At 68.2% G+C, this 15,324-nt stretch carries 14 protein-coding genes; 4 read left to right on the top strand and 10 right to left on the bottom strand.

What is annotated here, in order from left to right:
- Positions 1 to 16: 16 nt before the first annotated feature.
- On the bottom strand, positions 17 to 1,693 hold the full coding sequence (locus tag C8C95_RS07630; RefSeq protein WP_116748167.1) for a DUF4139 domain-containing protein: 1,677 nt from the start codon (positions 1,691 to 1,693) through the stop codon (positions 17 to 19).
- A gap of 68 nt (positions 1,694 to 1,761) precedes the next feature.
- Positions 1,762 to 2,646 (bottom strand): LysR family transcriptional regulator, encoded by an 885-nt coding sequence (locus tag C8C95_RS07625; protein ID WP_116748166.1) that lies wholly within the window; start codon positions 2,644 to 2,646, stop codon positions 1,762 to 1,764.
- 142 nt (positions 2,647 to 2,788) lie between these two features.
- On the opposite strand from C8C95_RS07625, the gene C8C95_RS07620 reads away from it, so the two are divergent.
- The 3 genes from C8C95_RS07620 (at position 2,789) to C8C95_RS07610 (ending at position 6,513) form a co-directional block, all read left to right on the top strand.
- On the top strand, positions 2,789 to 3,829 hold the full coding sequence (locus C8C95_RS07620) for an NAD-dependent epimerase/dehydratase family protein (protein WP_116748165.1): 1,041 nt from the start codon (positions 2,789 to 2,791) through the stop codon (positions 3,827 to 3,829).
- A 33-nt stretch (positions 3,830 to 3,862) separates the two neighbouring features.
- Positions 3,863 to 5,044, top strand: coding sequence for a twin-arginine translocation pathway signal protein (locus C8C95_RS07615; RefSeq protein ID WP_116748164.1), 1,182 nt, complete (start codon positions 3,863 to 3,865; stop codon positions 5,042 to 5,044).
- 152 nt (positions 5,045 to 5,196) lie between these two features.
- Entirely contained in the window at positions 5,197 to 6,513 is a 1,317-nt protein-coding gene (locus C8C95_RS07610) for a ferric reductase-like transmembrane domain-containing protein (RefSeq protein WP_116750185.1), read from the top strand.
- A gap of 23 nt (positions 6,514 to 6,536) precedes the next feature.
- Here the strand turns inward: C8C95_RS07610 and C8C95_RS07605 are convergent, their stop codons facing one another.
- The 4 genes from C8C95_RS07605 to C8C95_RS07590 form a co-directional block, all read right to left on the bottom strand.
- Entirely contained in the window at positions 6,537 to 7,076 is a 540-nt protein-coding gene (locus tag C8C95_RS07605; protein ID WP_116748163.1) for an RNA polymerase sigma factor, read from the bottom strand.
- Between the two features lie 174 nt (positions 7,077 to 7,250).
- Positions 7,251 to 7,454, bottom strand: a complete 204-nt coding sequence (locus C8C95_RS07600; protein ID WP_056065267.1) for a DUF2892 domain-containing protein — start codon at positions 7,452 to 7,454, stop codon at positions 7,251 to 7,253.
- Positions 7,455 to 7,574: 120 nt separating this feature from the next.
- Positions 7,575 to 8,549: a thiamine-phosphate kinase gene (gene thiL, locus C8C95_RS07595; RefSeq protein WP_116748162.1), complete on the bottom strand. Its 975-nt coding sequence runs from the start codon at positions 8,547 to 8,549 to the stop codon at positions 7,575 to 7,577.
- 48 nt (positions 8,550 to 8,597) lie between these two features.
- Positions 8,598 to 9,506, bottom strand: coding sequence for a LysR family transcriptional regulator (locus tag C8C95_RS07590; RefSeq protein WP_116748161.1), 909 nt, complete (start codon positions 9,504 to 9,506; stop codon positions 8,598 to 8,600).
- 315 nt (positions 9,507 to 9,821) lie between these two features.
- Between C8C95_RS07590 and C8C95_RS23670 the strand changes: the two genes are divergently transcribed.
- Positions 9,822 to 10,220 (top strand): tautomerase family protein, encoded by a 399-nt coding sequence (locus C8C95_RS23670; RefSeq protein ID WP_165836522.1) that lies wholly within the window; start codon positions 9,822 to 9,824, stop codon positions 10,218 to 10,220.
- 24 nt (positions 10,221 to 10,244) lie between these two features.
- Here the strand turns inward: C8C95_RS23670 and C8C95_RS07580 are convergent, their stop codons facing one another.
- The 4 genes from C8C95_RS07580 to apaG form a co-directional block, all read right to left on the bottom strand.
- Entirely contained in the window at positions 10,245 to 11,369 is a 1,125-nt protein-coding gene (locus C8C95_RS07580) for a YbdK family carboxylate-amine ligase (RefSeq protein ID WP_116748159.1), read from the bottom strand.
- Complete coding sequence (locus tag C8C95_RS07575) at positions 11,359 to 12,624, bottom strand: cation:proton antiporter (RefSeq protein WP_116748158.1); 1,266 nt, start codon at positions 12,622 to 12,624, stop codon at positions 11,359 to 11,361. Before C8C95_RS07575 ends, C8C95_RS07580 begins: the two co-directional genes overlap by 11 nt.
- 158 nt (positions 12,625 to 12,782) lie before the next feature.
- Complete coding sequence (locus C8C95_RS07570; protein ID WP_116748157.1) at positions 12,783 to 14,801, bottom strand: site-specific recombinase; 2,019 nt, start codon at positions 14,799 to 14,801, stop codon at positions 12,783 to 12,785.
- 88 nt (positions 14,802 to 14,889) lie between these two features.
- The gene (gene apaG, locus C8C95_RS07565; RefSeq protein ID WP_056748068.1) at positions 14,890 to 15,297 is read right to left on the bottom strand and encodes a Co2+/Mg2+ efflux protein ApaG; all 408 of its coding nucleotides are present in this window, start codon (positions 15,295 to 15,297) and stop codon (positions 14,890 to 14,892) included.
- Positions 15,298 to 15,324: the final 27 nt, after the last annotated feature.

Here is a 15,324-nt window from a genome sequence, read left to right as displayed (position 1 = left end):
CACCGTGTCTCCAAGGTCACTGGCGTTCGATCAGCTCCACGTCCTTGGGGTAACGGATGGTGTGCTCGGCACTGAACTGTGCCGTGGCCCCTGCGGCCACGGGCTGCTGCCAGGCCACAGTGCCGGGCGTGCGGTTCCAGGCCGTGTCTGCTGGTTGGGGCTGGTAGCGCGATTCGACCTCGATCTTCTCGTTGCGCGACACTGGTGCGGCATGCAGCACCTGCAGCGTGATGGCCGTCTTGTGGCGGTTCTCCACGCTGTAAGCCCGGCGCGTCTTGCGCTCCACGCGCGAGCCGGTGAAGCCGCTGCTGCCCGTCAGATCCTGCGCGGGCTCGGCCCGCACGGTGACCAGTTCATCGCGGCCAAACGACAGGCTGGTGCTGCCGGCCGGGGCACCCGCACTGGGCGTGCCAAAGTCGATGCGGCCGTTGCCCACAAAGGCGCCGTCGCGGTACAGGCCCGCTGCACCCGCAGGCCACACGCCGGGCGGCTGCGCAATCTGCGCGACCAAATAGGCTGCTTCTTCCACGGAGGGTGCCGTGCGGGTGATCAGCGTGGCGGGGGCGCTGTGGCTGCCGAGCGCCAGCGTCACGCGCTGGCCGCTGGAAGGCACGGTGATGCGCTGGGGCACGGCGAACTCGGTGGCAAACCCCTTGTCGAGGGCGCTGACGTCAAACGTGGGCATGGCCTCTTCGGCGGCATTGCGGGACCGGGACAGTGACGCAACGGTTGGTGCGGGCGCTGGTGCCATCGCCATGGCGGGTGCGGGCGAACCCTGGGGCGGGGGCGCCACGTTCAGCCACCAGGGGCGCGGCAGTTGTCCTTGTGTGGCGCGCCCGGGCTGGCCCGTCGACAAAGTCAGCTGCACGTTGCCCCAGTCTTCACCACTGTTCTGCGCCACCAAGGCCTGGCGCTCGATCAGCACCGTGGATTTGTTGGCATCGAGCGTCGCCCGGTAGCTGGGCTGCCAGCCGGGGCCGCGCACCTGGTAGGACAGGCGCAGCTCAGCCTCGCGCTCGGTAGCCAGGTTGATGGTGACTGACACCACCCGCGCACGCTGGCTGGCCACGCGGTCGCGCTCTGCCACGAGCGGCTTGAGGGCCAGCTCCAGTGCCTCCTGCTTGCGCTGGAGCTGGTGCGCGCGCGCAAAGCTGTCCTGCCCGGATTTGCGCAGGACCTCGGCGGTGGCGGTGATCTGTGCGGGCGTCGGTGTGGCAGCACGGGGGGCGGAAGTGGCAGGCGCTGCCGACTCCGGGCCCGCGCCGGTTTGCGCCACGCTGCGCAGATAGCCGTCCACCAGCTGCAGGGCCGAGGCCTCGGCCTTCACCCCCGCGATCTGGTCCTCCAGCTCGCGGATGCGGCCGTCCAGCGGACTGGCGCAGCCTGCCGCCACATCACGGTCCTCGGTGAGCACATTGAACTCGCCCACGCGCACGGCGGGGTCGGCGTTGATCTGCAGGCTTTGCACATCCAGCGACGCGGGCAGGCAGGCCAGCGTGAGGCTGCGCGCGCCAGCGGCCACCTTGGCCACGCGCTCTACCGTGGCGCTGCCGGGGTAGACGGTGACACGGGCGATGCGGGAGGTGTCTTGGGCGGCTGCAGACAGCGGGGCCAGGACGGCCAGGCCCAGTACCAGCAGTGCGGGGCGCGCTGGAAGGTGAAGGAAGGGGAATGGGGGGCTCACGGGGCGCATGGGGCTCCTTGGGCGCAATGGACAAAGGGACTGGGATGCTAGCAGCCAGGCAGCGAGTTGCCCGTGGTCTACAGCACCAAGGGCACCTCTGCCGCCAGAAAGTCATACACCGCCCGAATCTTGCGGCTGGTGCGGATCTCGCGGTGCACCGTGAGCCAGATGGGCAGATCGGGCAGGGGCAGCATGGGCAGCACGGCCACCACGTTCGGGTCGGTGCGGGCCAGATAGTTGCCCACAAAGCCAATGCCCAGCCCCGCCCGCACAGCCTCCCAGTAGGCCATGAGGTCGTCGGTGCGGAACGCGAAGTGCCCGCGCTCCACCGGGTAGCCCATCGCGGCAAAGCCTTGCTGGATGTCTTCGTGCCGGTCGTTGCCCACCAGCTCGTGCTGCAGCAGGTCGGGCGGTTGGCGGGGTGTGCCCTTGCGGCGCAGGTAGTCGCGGTGGGCGTAGGCACCCAGCGTCACCGCGCCGATGCGCTTGGCCACCAGGCTGGCCTGGTCGGGGCGCACCATGCGCAGCGCAATGTCGGCCTCGCGGCGCAGTAGGTTGGTGACCTGGTTGCTGGCCACTAGCTCCACCTGCACCTCGGGCAGCGCCTGGCGCATGCGCGCCAGCACGGGCGGCAGCAGCACGCAGGCCACGGGCTGGCTGGCGGTGATGCGCACGGTGCCGCTCACGCCTTCCTCCGCGCCCGACACGCTGCGTGCCAGCTGGTGGGCGCCCATCTCCATGGCGCGGGCCGATTCGGCCAGCCGCAGCGCCGTGGCCGTCGGCAGCAGGCCGCGCCCGGTGCGCTCAAACAGCACCACGCCCAGCTGCGATTCCAGCGCGGCAATGTGGCGGCCGATGGTGGGCTGGCTGGCGTTGAGCGCACGGGCGGCGCCCAGCAGGCTGCCCTGGTCGAGTGCGGCCAGGAAGGACTGCACGAGGCTCCAGTCAAAGGTCTGGTTCATGGCAATAGCGTGCCCGCAATGGGGCGGCAGGAGGGTGGTTGGAGGTATTCATATTTGCATTGTTGTTATGAATACTTAGCCAATTGTGTAACGGTGCCGGCGTTTTCACAATCGCTCCATCCCTTGTGAATGGAGCCCTCAGATGATCACCCACACCCGTTTTCCACACTCCACGGACAATCCCTCCACCGTGTTGATCCTGGGCGCCCGGGGGCGGCTGGGACTGGCGGCCACCCGCGCCTTTGCGCAGGCTGGCTGGCAGGTGCTGGCCCAGGTGCGCCCCAGTGCGCAGAGCGCTGCATTGCCCGCCATTCCTGGCGTGTGGTGGATGCCGGTGGCAGTGGAAGACACTGCCGCGCTGGCGGCCCAGGCACAGGGCGCGCAGGTGGTGGTGCATGCGCTCAACCCTGCCTACACCCACAAGGCCTGGCGCGAGCAGGCCCCCGCGCTGATGGAAGCAGCCATTGCCGTCACCCGGCAGCTGCGCGCCACGCTTATGCTGCCGGGCAATGTCTACAACTTTGGCGAAGCCATGCCGCCCGTCCTGCGCGAAGACACGCCCCAGGCCGCCACGGGCTTCAAGGGCCGCATGCGGGTGCAACTGGAGCAGCGCCTGCAGGCCGCCACGCAAGGGGGCGACATGCGCGCCGTGGTGCTGCGCGCCGGAGACTTCTTTGGCAGTGGCACCGGCAGCTGGCTGGACCAGGCCATTGCCAAAGACTTGCCCCAGGGCCGCATCACCTGGCCGGGCCCGCTCGACCTGGCCACGCCCTGGGCCTATCTGCCCGACCTGGCCCGCACCTTCGTGCGCGTGGCGCAAGAGCGTGGCCGGCTGGCCGCTTTCGAGTGCCTGCATTTCGCTGGGCACCACGTTACCGCGCAGCAGTGGCTGCACAGCTTCACGGCCATTGCAGCAGAGCAGGGCTGGTTGCCCGATGCGGGCGCGCTGCGGGTGGGCCAGTTACCGTGGCCGCTGCTGCGCGTGATGGGGCTGGTGGCCCCCACGTTCGCTGCGCTGGCGGACATGCGCTATCTGTGGCGCACGCCCCACCGTCTGGACAACACCCGCCTGCGCGCGCTCATCGGCGACGAGCCCCACACCCCCTTCGATCAGGCCGTGCGCCAGGCGCTGGTCGATTTGGGGCTGGTGTCCACCCGTTCAATCCGCGCCGCGCTGGCCTGACCGCATCACCTTTTGAACCACCGGAGCATTCTCATGAACCGTCGCAACTTCATCCGTTTGGCAGGGGGCGGCACCATCGCCGCCGCTACTGCGGGCACGCTGGTCGCCTGTGGTGCCGTGGGCTCGCACTATCCCGCCGAGGCGGTGGAGGCCTGGAAAGGCCCGGTGGGCGAGACCGACCTGCGCCGACGTGCCGTGGCCTATGCCATCACCGCACCCAATTCGCACAACCTGCAGCCCTGGCTGGTGGACTTGCGCGAGAGCGGTGTCATCACCCTGCGCACCGACCCTGCGCGGGTGCTGCCACAGACGGATCCGTGGGGGCGCCAGATCCTGATCGGCCATGGCGCCTTTCTGGAGCTGCTGGTGATGGCGCTGGCTCAGCAAGGCGTGGCCAGCGAGGTGTTGCTGTGGCCGCAGGGCGAGATGCCTGCGGCCCTGAAGGACTGGGACGACCGCCCCGTGGCGCGCATCACCCTCAAGCCTGGTGGCCAGCCCGACCCGCTGTTTGCGCAGGTGCTGCTGCGCCGCACGCCCAAGACGGATTTCGATACCACCCGGGCCATCGCGCCCGGGGTGCTGGCCCAGTTGCTGGGCAGCACCCCGGCTGAAGCCCCGCTGCGCGTGGGCGGCACCGTCAGCGCCGACCAGTTGCCCGCGCTGCGCACGCTGTGCTGGGAATCTGCCCGGGTAGAGCTGCTCACGCCGCGCACCATGATGGAAAGCATCCAGCTCACCCGCGTGGGGCCAGGCGAAATCCTGCAGCACCGCGACGGCATCTCGATCAACTCGCCCTTTGTGCGCGCCGTGGACGCTCTGGGCATGTTCGACCGCACCCAGCCCCCGGCCGAAGGCAGCGCCGCCTACAAAAGCGCCATGGGGCGTTTTGAGGGCCATAGCCGCACGGCCATGGGTTTTGTGTGGATCACCGGCCCCAACACCCGCAGCGACCAGATCCGTACCGGGCGCCTGTATGTGCGCCAGCAGTTGCAGGCCACGGCGCTGGGTGTGGGCATGCACCCCATGAGCCAGGCGGTGCAGGAGTTTGCCGAAATGGCCCCGCACTTCGAGCGCGTGCACCAGCTGTTGCTGGGGCGGCCCGCGCCGCGCACGCCCCAGGAGCCCACGGTGCAGATGTTCTGCCGCATGGGCTACCCGCAGGGCGAGGTGCCTGCCGCGCCGCGCAGGCCGCTCGCGCGTTTTGTGCGGACTTGATTGCGGGGATGCCGGCCCCGCGCAGCGGGCTGATGCAGATCAACCTCCGGCCACAAGCTGCAGCGCTTTGCCGCTGCTTCACACACCGTTCAGGTGACGTTCATCGCAGGTTTCTATATTTGCTGCATTGCAACAAGTGTTTGGGGCTGGTGATGTGGAAGAAGATCTTGGGGGTCTCCCTGGTGCTGGCATGTACGGCGTGGCTGCTGGCACTGTGGGTGCCCCAGCCTGCGCCGCCCGCGTGGGGCGATGTCTGGTGGTGGCGCAACCAGCTGATCCTGCTCAGCGGGGTATCGGCCTGGGCACTCATGTCGCTGATCATGGTGCTGGCCGTGCGGCCCGCGTGGCTGGAAAAGCCGCTGGACGGCCTGGACAAGAGCTACCGCCTGCACAAGTGGGCGGGCATCGGCGCGATCGTGCTGGCGTTGCTGCACTACGGGCTGCAGCTGTCGCGCAGCCTGCTGGCCGCCTGGGTGGGTCGCCCGGTGCGCGCGCCGCGCGCGGACTGGTGGCTCAACACCTTCCGCCACCTGGCCGAGGAGATGGGGGAATGGGCCGTGTGGTTCCTCGCGGCCATGCTGGTCATCACGCTGTGGCAGCGGTTCCCGTACCACGTGTGGCGCTACCTGCACAAGCTGCTGGCCGTGGTGTACCTGGTGCTGGCCTTTCATGCCGTGGTGCTCACGCCGCCCGCCTGGTGGCAACAGCCTGCAGGCGTTCTGGTGGGCCTGTGCACGCTGGTGGGGGCGCTGTGCGCCGTGCGCTCGCTGGCCGGGGCCATCGGGCGCCGCCGCCGCCATGCAGCCCGTGTGGTGGGCGTGTCGTCCCAAGGGGGTGGGGTGCTGGAAGTGACCTGCCAGGTCAGCCCCGCCAGTGGCTGGACGCATGCGGCCGGTCAGTTTGCGTTTGTCACCTTTGGCCGTGCCGAGGGGGCGCACCCTTTCACCCTGCTCAACGCCGACCAGGGCGATGGCGTGCTGCGCTTTGCGATCAAGGCGCTGGGCGACCACACGAGCCAGTTGCCCCTGCATGTCCGTCCCGGGCAGCAGGTGGGCATCGAGGGGCCGTACGGCTGCTTTGACTTTCGCAGCGACAGCGCCACCGAGCAGGTGTGGGTCGCCGCAGGCATTGGCGCCACGCCGTTCATGGCCTGGCTGGAGTCGATGCAGTCCACGCCCGCGCTGGCGCCCCGGGTGCACCTGCACTACTGTGTGCGCCATGCGGGCGAGGCAGTGTTTGCCGAGCGCATGGCTGCACTGTGTGCCCGCTTGCCCAGCGTGACGCTGGAGACTCACTACAGCAACGACACCGGGCCCGTGACACCCGCAGCGTTGCTCGCGGGCACCAGCCCGGCGGCGAGTGTGTGGTTCTGTGGGCCACAGGGTTTTGCCGAGGCGGTGCGCCGGGGCATGGAGCAGCTGGGGCGCTCGCCTGCGCGCTTTCACCAGGAGCTGTTCCAGATGCGCTGAGGCGGTTTCTCCGCGCCGCAGCGCTACGTGGTGCCGGTGCGGTCCGTGGGTGCCAGGTACTCCCGCACCAGGGCCCGCGCGCGGTGCAGGCGGCTTTTGGCCGCCTCGCGCGTCACACCCAGCCGCTGCGCCATCTCCTCGATGGTCAGCTCCTCGAAGTCGCGCATCAGCAGGGCCTCGCGGTACAGGGGTGGCAGCGAGTCGATGGCCAGGGCAAGGTCATGGCGCAGTTCGTGGTCGGGGCGGTGCGACCAGGCGAGGTTGTCTTCCACCTGTGCCAGCGGCTCGCCCTTGAGCCAGGCCAGCATGGGCTGCATGCACAGCCGCTGCACGATGCGCACCACCCACCCACCGAACGCCGCCACCTCGCGCAGCGCGCCCACGCGGCGGTACACGATGATGAGCGCCTCCTGCACCACGTCGTCCGTCGCCGTGGTGGCGGCGCAGTGGCGCAGCGCATAGCGGCGGATGTCGGGACGGGTGAGGCGCAGCAGCTGCTCCATGGCCGCCGCGTCACCGCTGCGTGCGGCGGGCAGAAGCTGGGCGAGTGTGGGTGCGGTCATGGTTTTAGTCCTCCACAGCGCATTGCGCCAACCGCAGCCTGTGAAACCGGCGCGACCCCTGCGCGGGCAGCCGCGCAAGGGCCGCCCCGCCGCGCTGGCTGCGTCCCCCTGCCCACGCGCAGCGTGAGAGCGGGGGTGAAGGCGCGAAGCGACTCAGGGGGGTGTTGTTTCATGTCACTCGACAGGCTTGCGGCCCACCATGGCACAGGCGGGGCAGTAGCCAAACGCGCCGCTCAGGATGCTGCCAACGCCCGAGGCGGCCAATGCCAGGCCCAGGGGCGATGCGGACATCCACCACAGGCCTGCAGCGATGAGGGCGACGCCCCCTGCAACGCGCAGCAGGCTTTCGGGGCGGGTGATGTTTTTGCGGTACAGCATGGTGAAAAACTCCTTGGTGGGGAAATGAAGGCGCCGGCACAGGGCACCTTCCCTACCAAGAGCGGCTGGTTGCGCAAAAGGATTCATGGGTTGCAAAAAATTTTTGCCCGCCACCGCCCGTCACCGAAAATGGTCGAACGAGGCGTAACGGTTCTCCACCGCCTGCCCCTGCGCGTCCACCAGCCTCAGGCCTGGCTCAGCCAGCACGGTGCCGATGCGGGTGACGGGTGTGCCGCTTGCCTGCGCCGAGGCGGCCACCGCGTCACGTCGCGCGCGCGGGGCGGTGAAGGCCAGCTCGTAGTCGTCACCGCCCGCCAAAGTGCATTGGTGGACCAGTTCAGGGTCCAATGGGCTGGTTGCGCTAGTCGAATATGCCTTTGCTGCTATCAAATGTATAGTTTTTGAGGTGTCGATACAGGCCCCTGCCCCCGAGGCTTGGAGGATGTGCGACAGGTCGCCCAGCAGCCCGTCGCTCACATCCATGGCGCTGGTGGCCACGCCGCGCAGGGCGAGGCCCAGGGCCACGCGCGGGGTGGGGCGCTCCAGCCGCTGGCGGGCGCGGGCCAGCTCCTCGGCGGGCAGGGCGATGTGGCCGAGCAGCGCCTCCAGCGCCAGCCGGGCGTCGCCCAGCGTGCCACTCACATAGATGTCGTCACCGGGCTGTGCGCGGCTGCGCAGCAGGGCCTGGCCGGTGGGTACCTCGCCAAACACGGTGATGCAGATGTTGAGCGGGCCCTGCGTGGTGTCGCCGCCCACCAGCTCGCAGCCGTGGGCATCGGCCAGCGCCAGCAGCCCGCGCGAGAAGCCCGCCAGCCAGGCCTCATCGACCCGGGGCAGCGACAGGGCCAGCGTGAACGCGAGCGGCTTGGCACCACACGCCGCCAGGTCTGACAGATTCACGGCCAGCGCCTTGTGGCCCAGGGCTTCGGGGTCGACGTCGGGAAAGAAGTGGCGGCCCTCCACCAGCATGTCGCTGGAGACGGCCAGTTGCATGCCGGGTGCGGGCACGAGCAACGCGCAGTCGTCGCCCACGCCCAGGGCGGCTTTGCGCACGGGGCGGGTGAAGTAGCGGGCGATCAGGTCGAACTCACCCATGGCGTCGCTCGGTGGTCCCAGAAAAAAGGGTCAAAAAGGTCAAAGGCATCAGGTGCTGCTTTCTGTCTGAGAAAACCAGGCCGCCCAGTGGTCGATGCAGGCCTGGATCTTGGGCAACCGGTGCCTGCGCGTGAGGGTGATGGCGTGGATGGTGCTGGGCTGCAGGTCCACGCAGTGGGCCAGCACGGGTGCCAGCAGGCCTTGGCGCACGAGGGGATCTGCCACCACCGTGGCCAGGCGCGCAATGCCCAGGCCCTGCAGCGCCAGGCGCGCGGTAATGGCCGTGCTGCCCGAGCGCCAGTGGCCCTCGGCCACCATCACGCGGGGTGCGCCATCGATCTGGAAAGGCCAGTGGTTCAGAAACGCCACCGCACTGTTGGTGATGAGCCGGTGCTGGCGCAGATCGTCGATGTGCTGTGGCACGCCGTGCGCCTGCAGGTAGCCGGGTGTGGCGTACAGCGCGCGGGCCAGCGTGCCCAGGGGGCGCGCCACCACGGTGTCGGTCAGCGGCGGGCCGGTGCGGATGGCAATGTCGATCCCATCGCGTGCCATGTCGGCCATGCGGTCGTCCACCACCAGTTCCACGCGCAGTTGCGGGTGCTTTTGCTGCAGGCTGTCAAAGCTGGGGATCAGCAGGTGCTCGGCCACCACCGAACTGGACGCCACGCGCACCCAGCCGCTGGGCTGGCCGCTTTGTTGGGCGAACTCACCTTCCAGCTCGTCGAGCGTACCGTTGATGCGGCGGCAGTAGTCCAGAAAGGTCTGCCCTTCTGCCGTGAGCGTGAGGCCATGGGTGGTGCGGTGCAGCAGCCGTGCGCCACAGGCTTTCTCGATGCGCGCCAGGGTGCGCGAGACCTGGCTCACCGGTGCATCGCGCTCGCGCGCCACGGCCGACAGCGAGCCCAGGTCGGCCACGCGGGCGAACAGGTGCATGTCTTCAAAGCGGATGTCGCGCATCGGCCGATGGTAACGGTGGGGCTGTGCGCTGGGTGCAAAACGGTCTTGCGCGGGATGCGCTTTCGGCCTTGCGTGGTGCTGCCTACAGTGGCCTCACCCCGAAAGGAATGCCATGGACCCCCACCTACACCCCGACGAGTACCAGCGCCTGCGCGATGCGGCCCAGCGCCATGCCATGCAGTTGCGCCGGGAGGCGATTCGCGAAGCCCATGCCTGGGTGGCGCGGGGGCTTGTGCGCAGGACCCGCCGGGTTTTCCTCTTCCTGCGGACCCGGTCCGCACCCACAACCCCATTGACCCCGAAGGCCCCAACACCATGCCAACCCTTGTTCTGAAACTGACCCCGCTGCAAAACCCTGAGCGTTACCAGGCGCTGGCCAGCGCCCTCACCGACCTCACGGTCCAGCGGTTGGGCAAACGCCGCGAGGTGACTGCTGTGGTCATCGACGACCTGCCCCCTGCCCGCTGGCGTATCGGTGGTGCACCGGTGGCGCAACCCACGGCCTTGCTGGAGATCAGCATCACCGAGGGCACGAACTCCGAGGAGGAAAAGGCCGCCTTCATCGCTGCCGCGTTTGCCGAGCTGCAGCGCCAGCTGGCGGGGGATGGCGCCCTGGCCGCTGCGAGCTACGTGGTGGTGCGGGAGCTGCCCGCCAGCGACTGGGGCTATGGCGGGCGTACGCAGCAGGCGCGCAGATTGGCGCTCGCTGCTTGAGGTGGCCAGCGCCTGGCGTGCGGGTCAGGCCGCCACGCCGCGAAAGCGCTGCGCTGCCTGGCGGCTTACCTCGGCCAGCAGCTGCTCTTCGCTCTGGCGCTGGCGCAGCCAGCGGGCATCGTTCTGCCCCGCCTCGACTTCGGTGCGCAGCATGTGCATGGCGCTTGATGCGCCCTGTACGGCCGCGTGGCCTGCGATCTTGTCCATGGTGCGCAGGATGTGCTCGCGCAGCGGCATGTGGTCGCCCGTGGCCGGGTCCACATACACCGCGTCCATGCCAAACCTGCAGGCCTGGAAGCGGTTGTAGGTGTACACGAGGTAGTCGTCCTCTTCAGGCATGAAGGGCTGGTCGGCCAGGAACCACGCGCCCAGCGACTGCACGTAGCCTGCGAGGGCCGCAGCGCGCTCGATGGTGAGCGGCGTGTCGAACACGCGGATCTCGATGGTGCCGAACTCGGGCTTGGGGCGGATGTCCCAATAGAAGTCCTTCATGCTCTTGACCACGCCCGTGCGGGTCATCTTGTTGAAGTAGGTCGTGAAGTCGTCCCAGGTCAGCGCCATCGGGGCGCGGCCCGACAAGGGGAACGCGAACACCGAGTTGAGCCGGGCCGAGTCAAAGGCCGTGTCCTGCCCTTGCACGTAGGGGCTGGACGCCGACAGCGCAATGAAGTGCGGGATGTAGCGCGACATGCGGTGCAGCATCAGCAGCGCCGCATCCGCATCCGGGCAGCCAATGTGCACGTGCTGTCCGAAGATGGTGAACTGCTTGGACAGGTAGCCGTACAGCTCGGACAGCTCGCGAAAGCGCGGCTTGTCGTAGATGCGTCGCTCGTGCCACTGCTGGAACGGGTGCGTGCCGCCACCCACCACGGCAATGTTGAGCTTGTCGGCGCTTTTGACCAGCGCATCGCGGATGGGCGTGAGCTGGCCCAGCACCTCGCTGGCCGAGTGGCAGATGCCGGTGGAGATTTCGATCATGCTGTTCGTCATCTCGGGCACTACGCTACCGGGCAGCGGGGTTTTCTTCATGAGGCGCAGCATGTCCTCGGCGTAGGGCGCCAGGTCGTAGTCGTTGGTGTTGACCAGCTGCAGCTCCAGCTCGACGCCCAGCGTCAGCGGCTCGGAATGGGTGAAGGCTTCAAGACTCACGGGGGGACTCTCCGTTGTTGTTGTTGCTGCGGGTCAGGGGTGCCCAGGGTTTGGAGCTTTCGCCCGCACGGTAAATGGCCACGGTGGCAATGACGGCACCAAATACCTCCATCAGCAAGATGGCGGGCAGCGCCACACCCGCGATCACATGGCCGGTGGAAGGCGACGCGAGCACAAACTGCGAGGCGATCAGCAGGGCGATGGAGGACATGGGGGTCATCGCGCAGCCCACCCACAGCGCCTGCTTCCAGCTGGCGCCGCTGCCCACATTGCCCAGCGCCACGCCGGTGGCCTTGGCCAGCAGGCGCACGGCAATCAGGGCCAGCACCACGCCGGCCACGGGCGCGCTCCAGTCGGCCTGCGCTGCCACGGTGGAAACCAGCACGAACATCAGCATGGTGAGCAGGGACGATGCATTGCCCAGTTGCCGCGGCCAGGCCCAGGGGCGCGGATTGAGTTGCTTGAGCAGCATGCCCCCCAGCAGCGCGGCCAGTGGTGCCGAGCCCCCCATGTGAGCGGCCACTGCCGTGCCTGCAGCCACCAGGGCCAGGAACAGCATGGAGGTGTTTTCGCTGGTGGGGCTCATGAAGCGTAACGCCATGCGCAGCACCAGGGCCAGCACGGCGGCCACCACGATCGATACGCCCAGCACCACCACCACGGGCGAAACGGCCTCCAGCACGGTGAGGCTCTGGCGGTTGATGAGTTCTGCCTTGGCGCTGCCCAGGGTCAGGGCATACAGCGTGGAGAGTGTGGTGAGCACAATGGCGCGTTCGGTCACCGGGCCGGCGGCACGGGTGTCGGCCACCACACGGGTCAGCACTGCAGGAGATGCCGCCAGCGCCACCAGGGCCAGCGGGCCAGCCGCCTGGGGCGGCAGCTGCAGCCACACCAGCACCCAGTACACCGCGAAATAGGTCAGCACCGATTCGGCAATGCTCTGCACCAGCACCATGGGGTTGTGGCGGAACCAGCGCAGCGGGATACGGCCGCCACATTCGAACAGCACAATGGCCACGCCCAGCTCCAGCAGGAACAGGCCAATGCCCTGCAGCGGCCAGACTGCACCGCTGAAGCCTGCCAGGCCGGCTGCCGTGCCCACCAGCGAATAGCCCACCACCTTGGGCAGGCCGGTGTGGCGTTGGGTGAGATAGCCTGCCATGGCGGCTACCGCCAGCAGCAGTGACCATTGCACCGTGGGCAGCCCGGCCGAGGGGCGCAGCCACTGCGCCCAAAAGCTCAGGATTTCATTCATGTCATCGGACCTCTGCGTCAGACGGGCGCTGCCCGTTGGAGTGGAGGCCCCGGCGCACAGGCCCTCCGCGGATGGGACGGGGTGCGCTGGGGCGTTGGGCCCTTGAATTTACAGGCGGAAACACTCCGCCCTTGTAGGACAGAGGCGGCGGTTTCGCCTCAGCCCTGTGCCGTTGTCGCCAGCGGCCCCCGCCGCTCGGGCACAAAAAAGCTCAACGGCGCGGTGCGCAGGCGGGCGCGGATGGCGGCATAGATGCGCGAGCGGTCCACGCCGCTCACGTTCTGTGCACGCAGCGCCAGACTGAAGGCCAGATAAAAGCTCACCGACACATTCAGTGCGCCCAGGAACGGGAGCGAGGCTACCGCCCACCAGAACGCGGGCAACTGCAGCACCTGCAGACCCAGCGTGGCGCCAGCGGCCGCCACCTGCCCGGTGGAGAGGGTGACGTGCCGTACATCCAGCCCCAAGCCGAAAAACGCAGCGAAAGCAGGCACCAGGCCCAGCATGAAACCCAGCGAGATGTTGGCTGCAAAACCCGACAGGTTCTCGCGCAGGAAGCGCGCCCAGCGCGCGGCGCGCTCGGCACCTAATAGCCCGGTGATGCGCGGGTTGTAGTGCAAGGCCGAGTCCATGCGGTGCAGCACAAACCAGTTCTCTGTCCAGCCCGCGATGATGCTGGAGGCAAACAGCAGCACCCCGGTAAAGGCGGCAAAGAACAGCGACGGCCCCAGCAGGTGCAGGGACTCGAACACATGCTCGGCCTGCTTCTCGCTGATGGCCGGGTGGCCCGTGGCCAGTGCAATCAGTGCAGCCAGCGCCAGCACGGCCGGGAACACCACCAGCACATTGCCCAGCACAGCAGCCACCTGCGAGCGCACCAGGTGCGTGATCTCGTCCACGAACGACTCGATCGCATCGCCGGTGCCCAGCTCCTTGAGCTTGGCCGCCATGGCGGGCGCGGTCATGGCAGGTTGTTTGGTGGCCACCGTGAAGTGCAGCAACTGGATCAGCACAAAGCTCACGGCATAGTTGATGCCCGCCATGAAGCCGCCCCAGAAGGCCGAGAGCGCGAGCGCATACAGGCCAAACTTGATCAGTGTGGTGAAGGCCATCAGCGCACCGCCCCCTGCCGCCTTGCGCAGCATGGAGCGGTATTCGGTACTGGTGCGGGTGATGTAGTGCTCGCCCGTTTCGGCGCTGCGCTCGGCCACCTTGGCCGCCAGCAGCGAGGAGTTGGAGGCTAGCAGCGCGCGCAGGCTGCGCCGCTCCTGTCCCACCATCACCAGCTGTGCCATGAGTTGCGCCGCAGTGACTGCGGGCTGCGCGGACAGCAGGCAGTCGAGCAGCACGCGCACGCGCAAGATGCGCTCGCGCAGCTGCCGCAGCCGGAACACCAGCCCCACCGAAATGCCGTTGTCCTCGAAATGCGTATAGACGGTGGCAGCCGCCGCGCGGCAGGCCTCCAGGCGTTCGCGCAGGCGCTGGGCGGATGCGTCCAGCCGGTCGGGGGTGCGCAGTGCGTGCAGCACCTCGACCCGCAGGCTTTCCACGTCGCGGATGAGGGCGTGGAAGGGTTGTGCCTCCCGTGCAGATTCGCTCATGCGCAGCCGCAGTTCGGGTGCAAAGCCGGTCGAGAGGATTTGCCCTGCACAGTAGGTGATGGCGTCCAGCAAGGCGCGGTGCCAGCGTGTCGCGCCGCCTGCGCGCTCATCGGCGTTGTCCTGGGCCAGCAACATCACCAGGCGGTTCAGGGTGGCTTCATCCAGCGCGGCCAGCCATTGCGCGTCGAACGCACTGGGCAAGGCCAGCATGAACAGTTCGGACGCATCGATGGTCTCTGGGCTGCCCGGCAGCAGCTTGGTGCGCAGGCGTTCGGCCATCTCGCTGACCAGGGCGGTGCGGGGTGCAAAGCCAAAGTCCGCCAGCAAGGTGGTGATGTCTACCTGGTCCACCAGCGTCGCCCACCAGGCCTGCAGCCGCTGCTGAATATCGGGCCGCGCCGCGACTGCATCGATGAAAAGCTGCACTCGGCCCACCGCGGCAGGCACCGAATCACGCTTGCCGCGCACCCAGTCCAGCAGGTGGATGAGCCAGAGGTGGCGATCGGCCAGGTCGGCGGCAGGGTCCAGCGCCGCCAGCAGGTGGGCCAGGTCTTTGGGCTCGGCGCTATTTTTCATGGGTGGCCTGCTCCCACAGGAAAAGCCGCCCATCCGATGGATAGCGGTCCCATGGAGGGGTGGGCATGGGGGCTGTGGGAATGGTTCTTCAATGCAGCACCCGGCCGCTCAGGGGCTCACCCGACGGGCCGTGGCTGATCGCCTCCAGCACGAACAAGGGCACCGGGGTGTTGAAAGGCTCGCCATCTTCGGCCACGCAATGGAAGGTGCCGTGCATGGTGCCACTGGAGGTGCGCAGTCGACAGCCGCTGGTGTACTGGAACGACTCACCCGGCTTGAGCAGCGGCTGCTGTCCCACCACGCCCAGGCCCTTGACCTCTTCGGTGTGGCCGCGCGCGTCGCTGATGATCCAGTGTCGCGAGATCAGCTGGGCGGGCGCGTCCCCTGCGTTGGTGATGGTGATGGTGTAGGCGAAGCTGAACACCCCGGTGTCCGGCGCAGACTGCTCGGGCAGGTATTCGGGCAGCACTTCCACGTCAAACTGGTACTTTGGCATGGGCCGCATGGTAACCGTGCCGCCCCG

The organism is Acidovorax sp. 99 (assembly GCF_003096455.1).
GTDB classification, from domain to species: Bacteria; Pseudomonadota; Gammaproteobacteria; order Burkholderiales; family Burkholderiaceae_C; genus Acidovorax; species Acidovorax delafieldii.
Note: the sequence above shows the minus strand (reverse complement) of the source record. Positions and strands in the feature narration are given on the sequence as shown.

Bases quoted from the DNA above. Each gene is read 5' to 3' on its own strand.
- C8C95_RS07605 (WP_116748163.1), bottom strand. From the start codon at position 7,076: ATGACCGCACCCACACTCGCCCAGCTTCTGCCCGCCGCACGCAGCGGT.
- thiL (WP_116748162.1), bottom strand. From the start codon at position 8,549: ATGGGTGAGTTCGACCTGATCGCCCGCTACTTCACCCGCCCCGTGCGC.
- C8C95_RS07575 (WP_116748158.1), bottom strand. From the start codon at position 12,624: ATGAATGAAATCCTGAGCTTTTGGGCGCAGTGGCTGCGCCCCTCGGCC.
- C8C95_RS07625 (WP_116748166.1), bottom strand. From the start codon at position 2,646: ATGAACCAGACCTTTGACTGGAGCCTCGTGCAGTCCTTCCTGGCCGCA.
- C8C95_RS07570 (WP_116748157.1), bottom strand. From the start codon at position 14,801: ATGAAAAATAGCGCCGAGCCCAAAGACCTGGCCCACCTGCTGGCGGCG.
- C8C95_RS07610 (WP_116750185.1), top strand. From the start codon at position 5,197: ATGTGGAAGAAGATCTTGGGGGTCTCCCTGGTGCTGGCATGTACGGCG.
- C8C95_RS07620 (WP_116748165.1), top strand. From the start codon at position 2,789: ATGATCACCCACACCCGTTTTCCACACTCCACGGACAATCCCTCCACC.
- C8C95_RS07600 (WP_056065267.1), bottom strand. From the start codon at position 7,454: ATGCTGTACCGCAAAAACATCACCCGCCCCGAAAGCCTGCTGCGCGTT.
- C8C95_RS07615 (WP_116748164.1), top strand. From the start codon at position 3,863: ATGAACCGTCGCAACTTCATCCGTTTGGCAGGGGGCGGCACCATCGCC.
- apaG (WP_056748068.1), bottom strand. From the start codon at position 15,297: ATGCCAAAGTACCAGTTTGACGTGGAAGTGCTGCCCGAATACCTGCCC.
- C8C95_RS07590 (WP_116748161.1), bottom strand. From the start codon at position 9,506: ATGCGCGACATCCGCTTTGAAGACATGCACCTGTTCGCCCGCGTGGCC.
- C8C95_RS07630 (WP_116748167.1), bottom strand. From the start codon at position 1,693: ATGCGCCCCGTGAGCCCCCCATTCCCCTTCCTTCACCTTCCAGCGCGC.
- C8C95_RS23670 (WP_165836522.1), top strand. From the start codon at position 9,822: ATGCCAACCCTTGTTCTGAAACTGACCCCGCTGCAAAACCCTGAGCGT.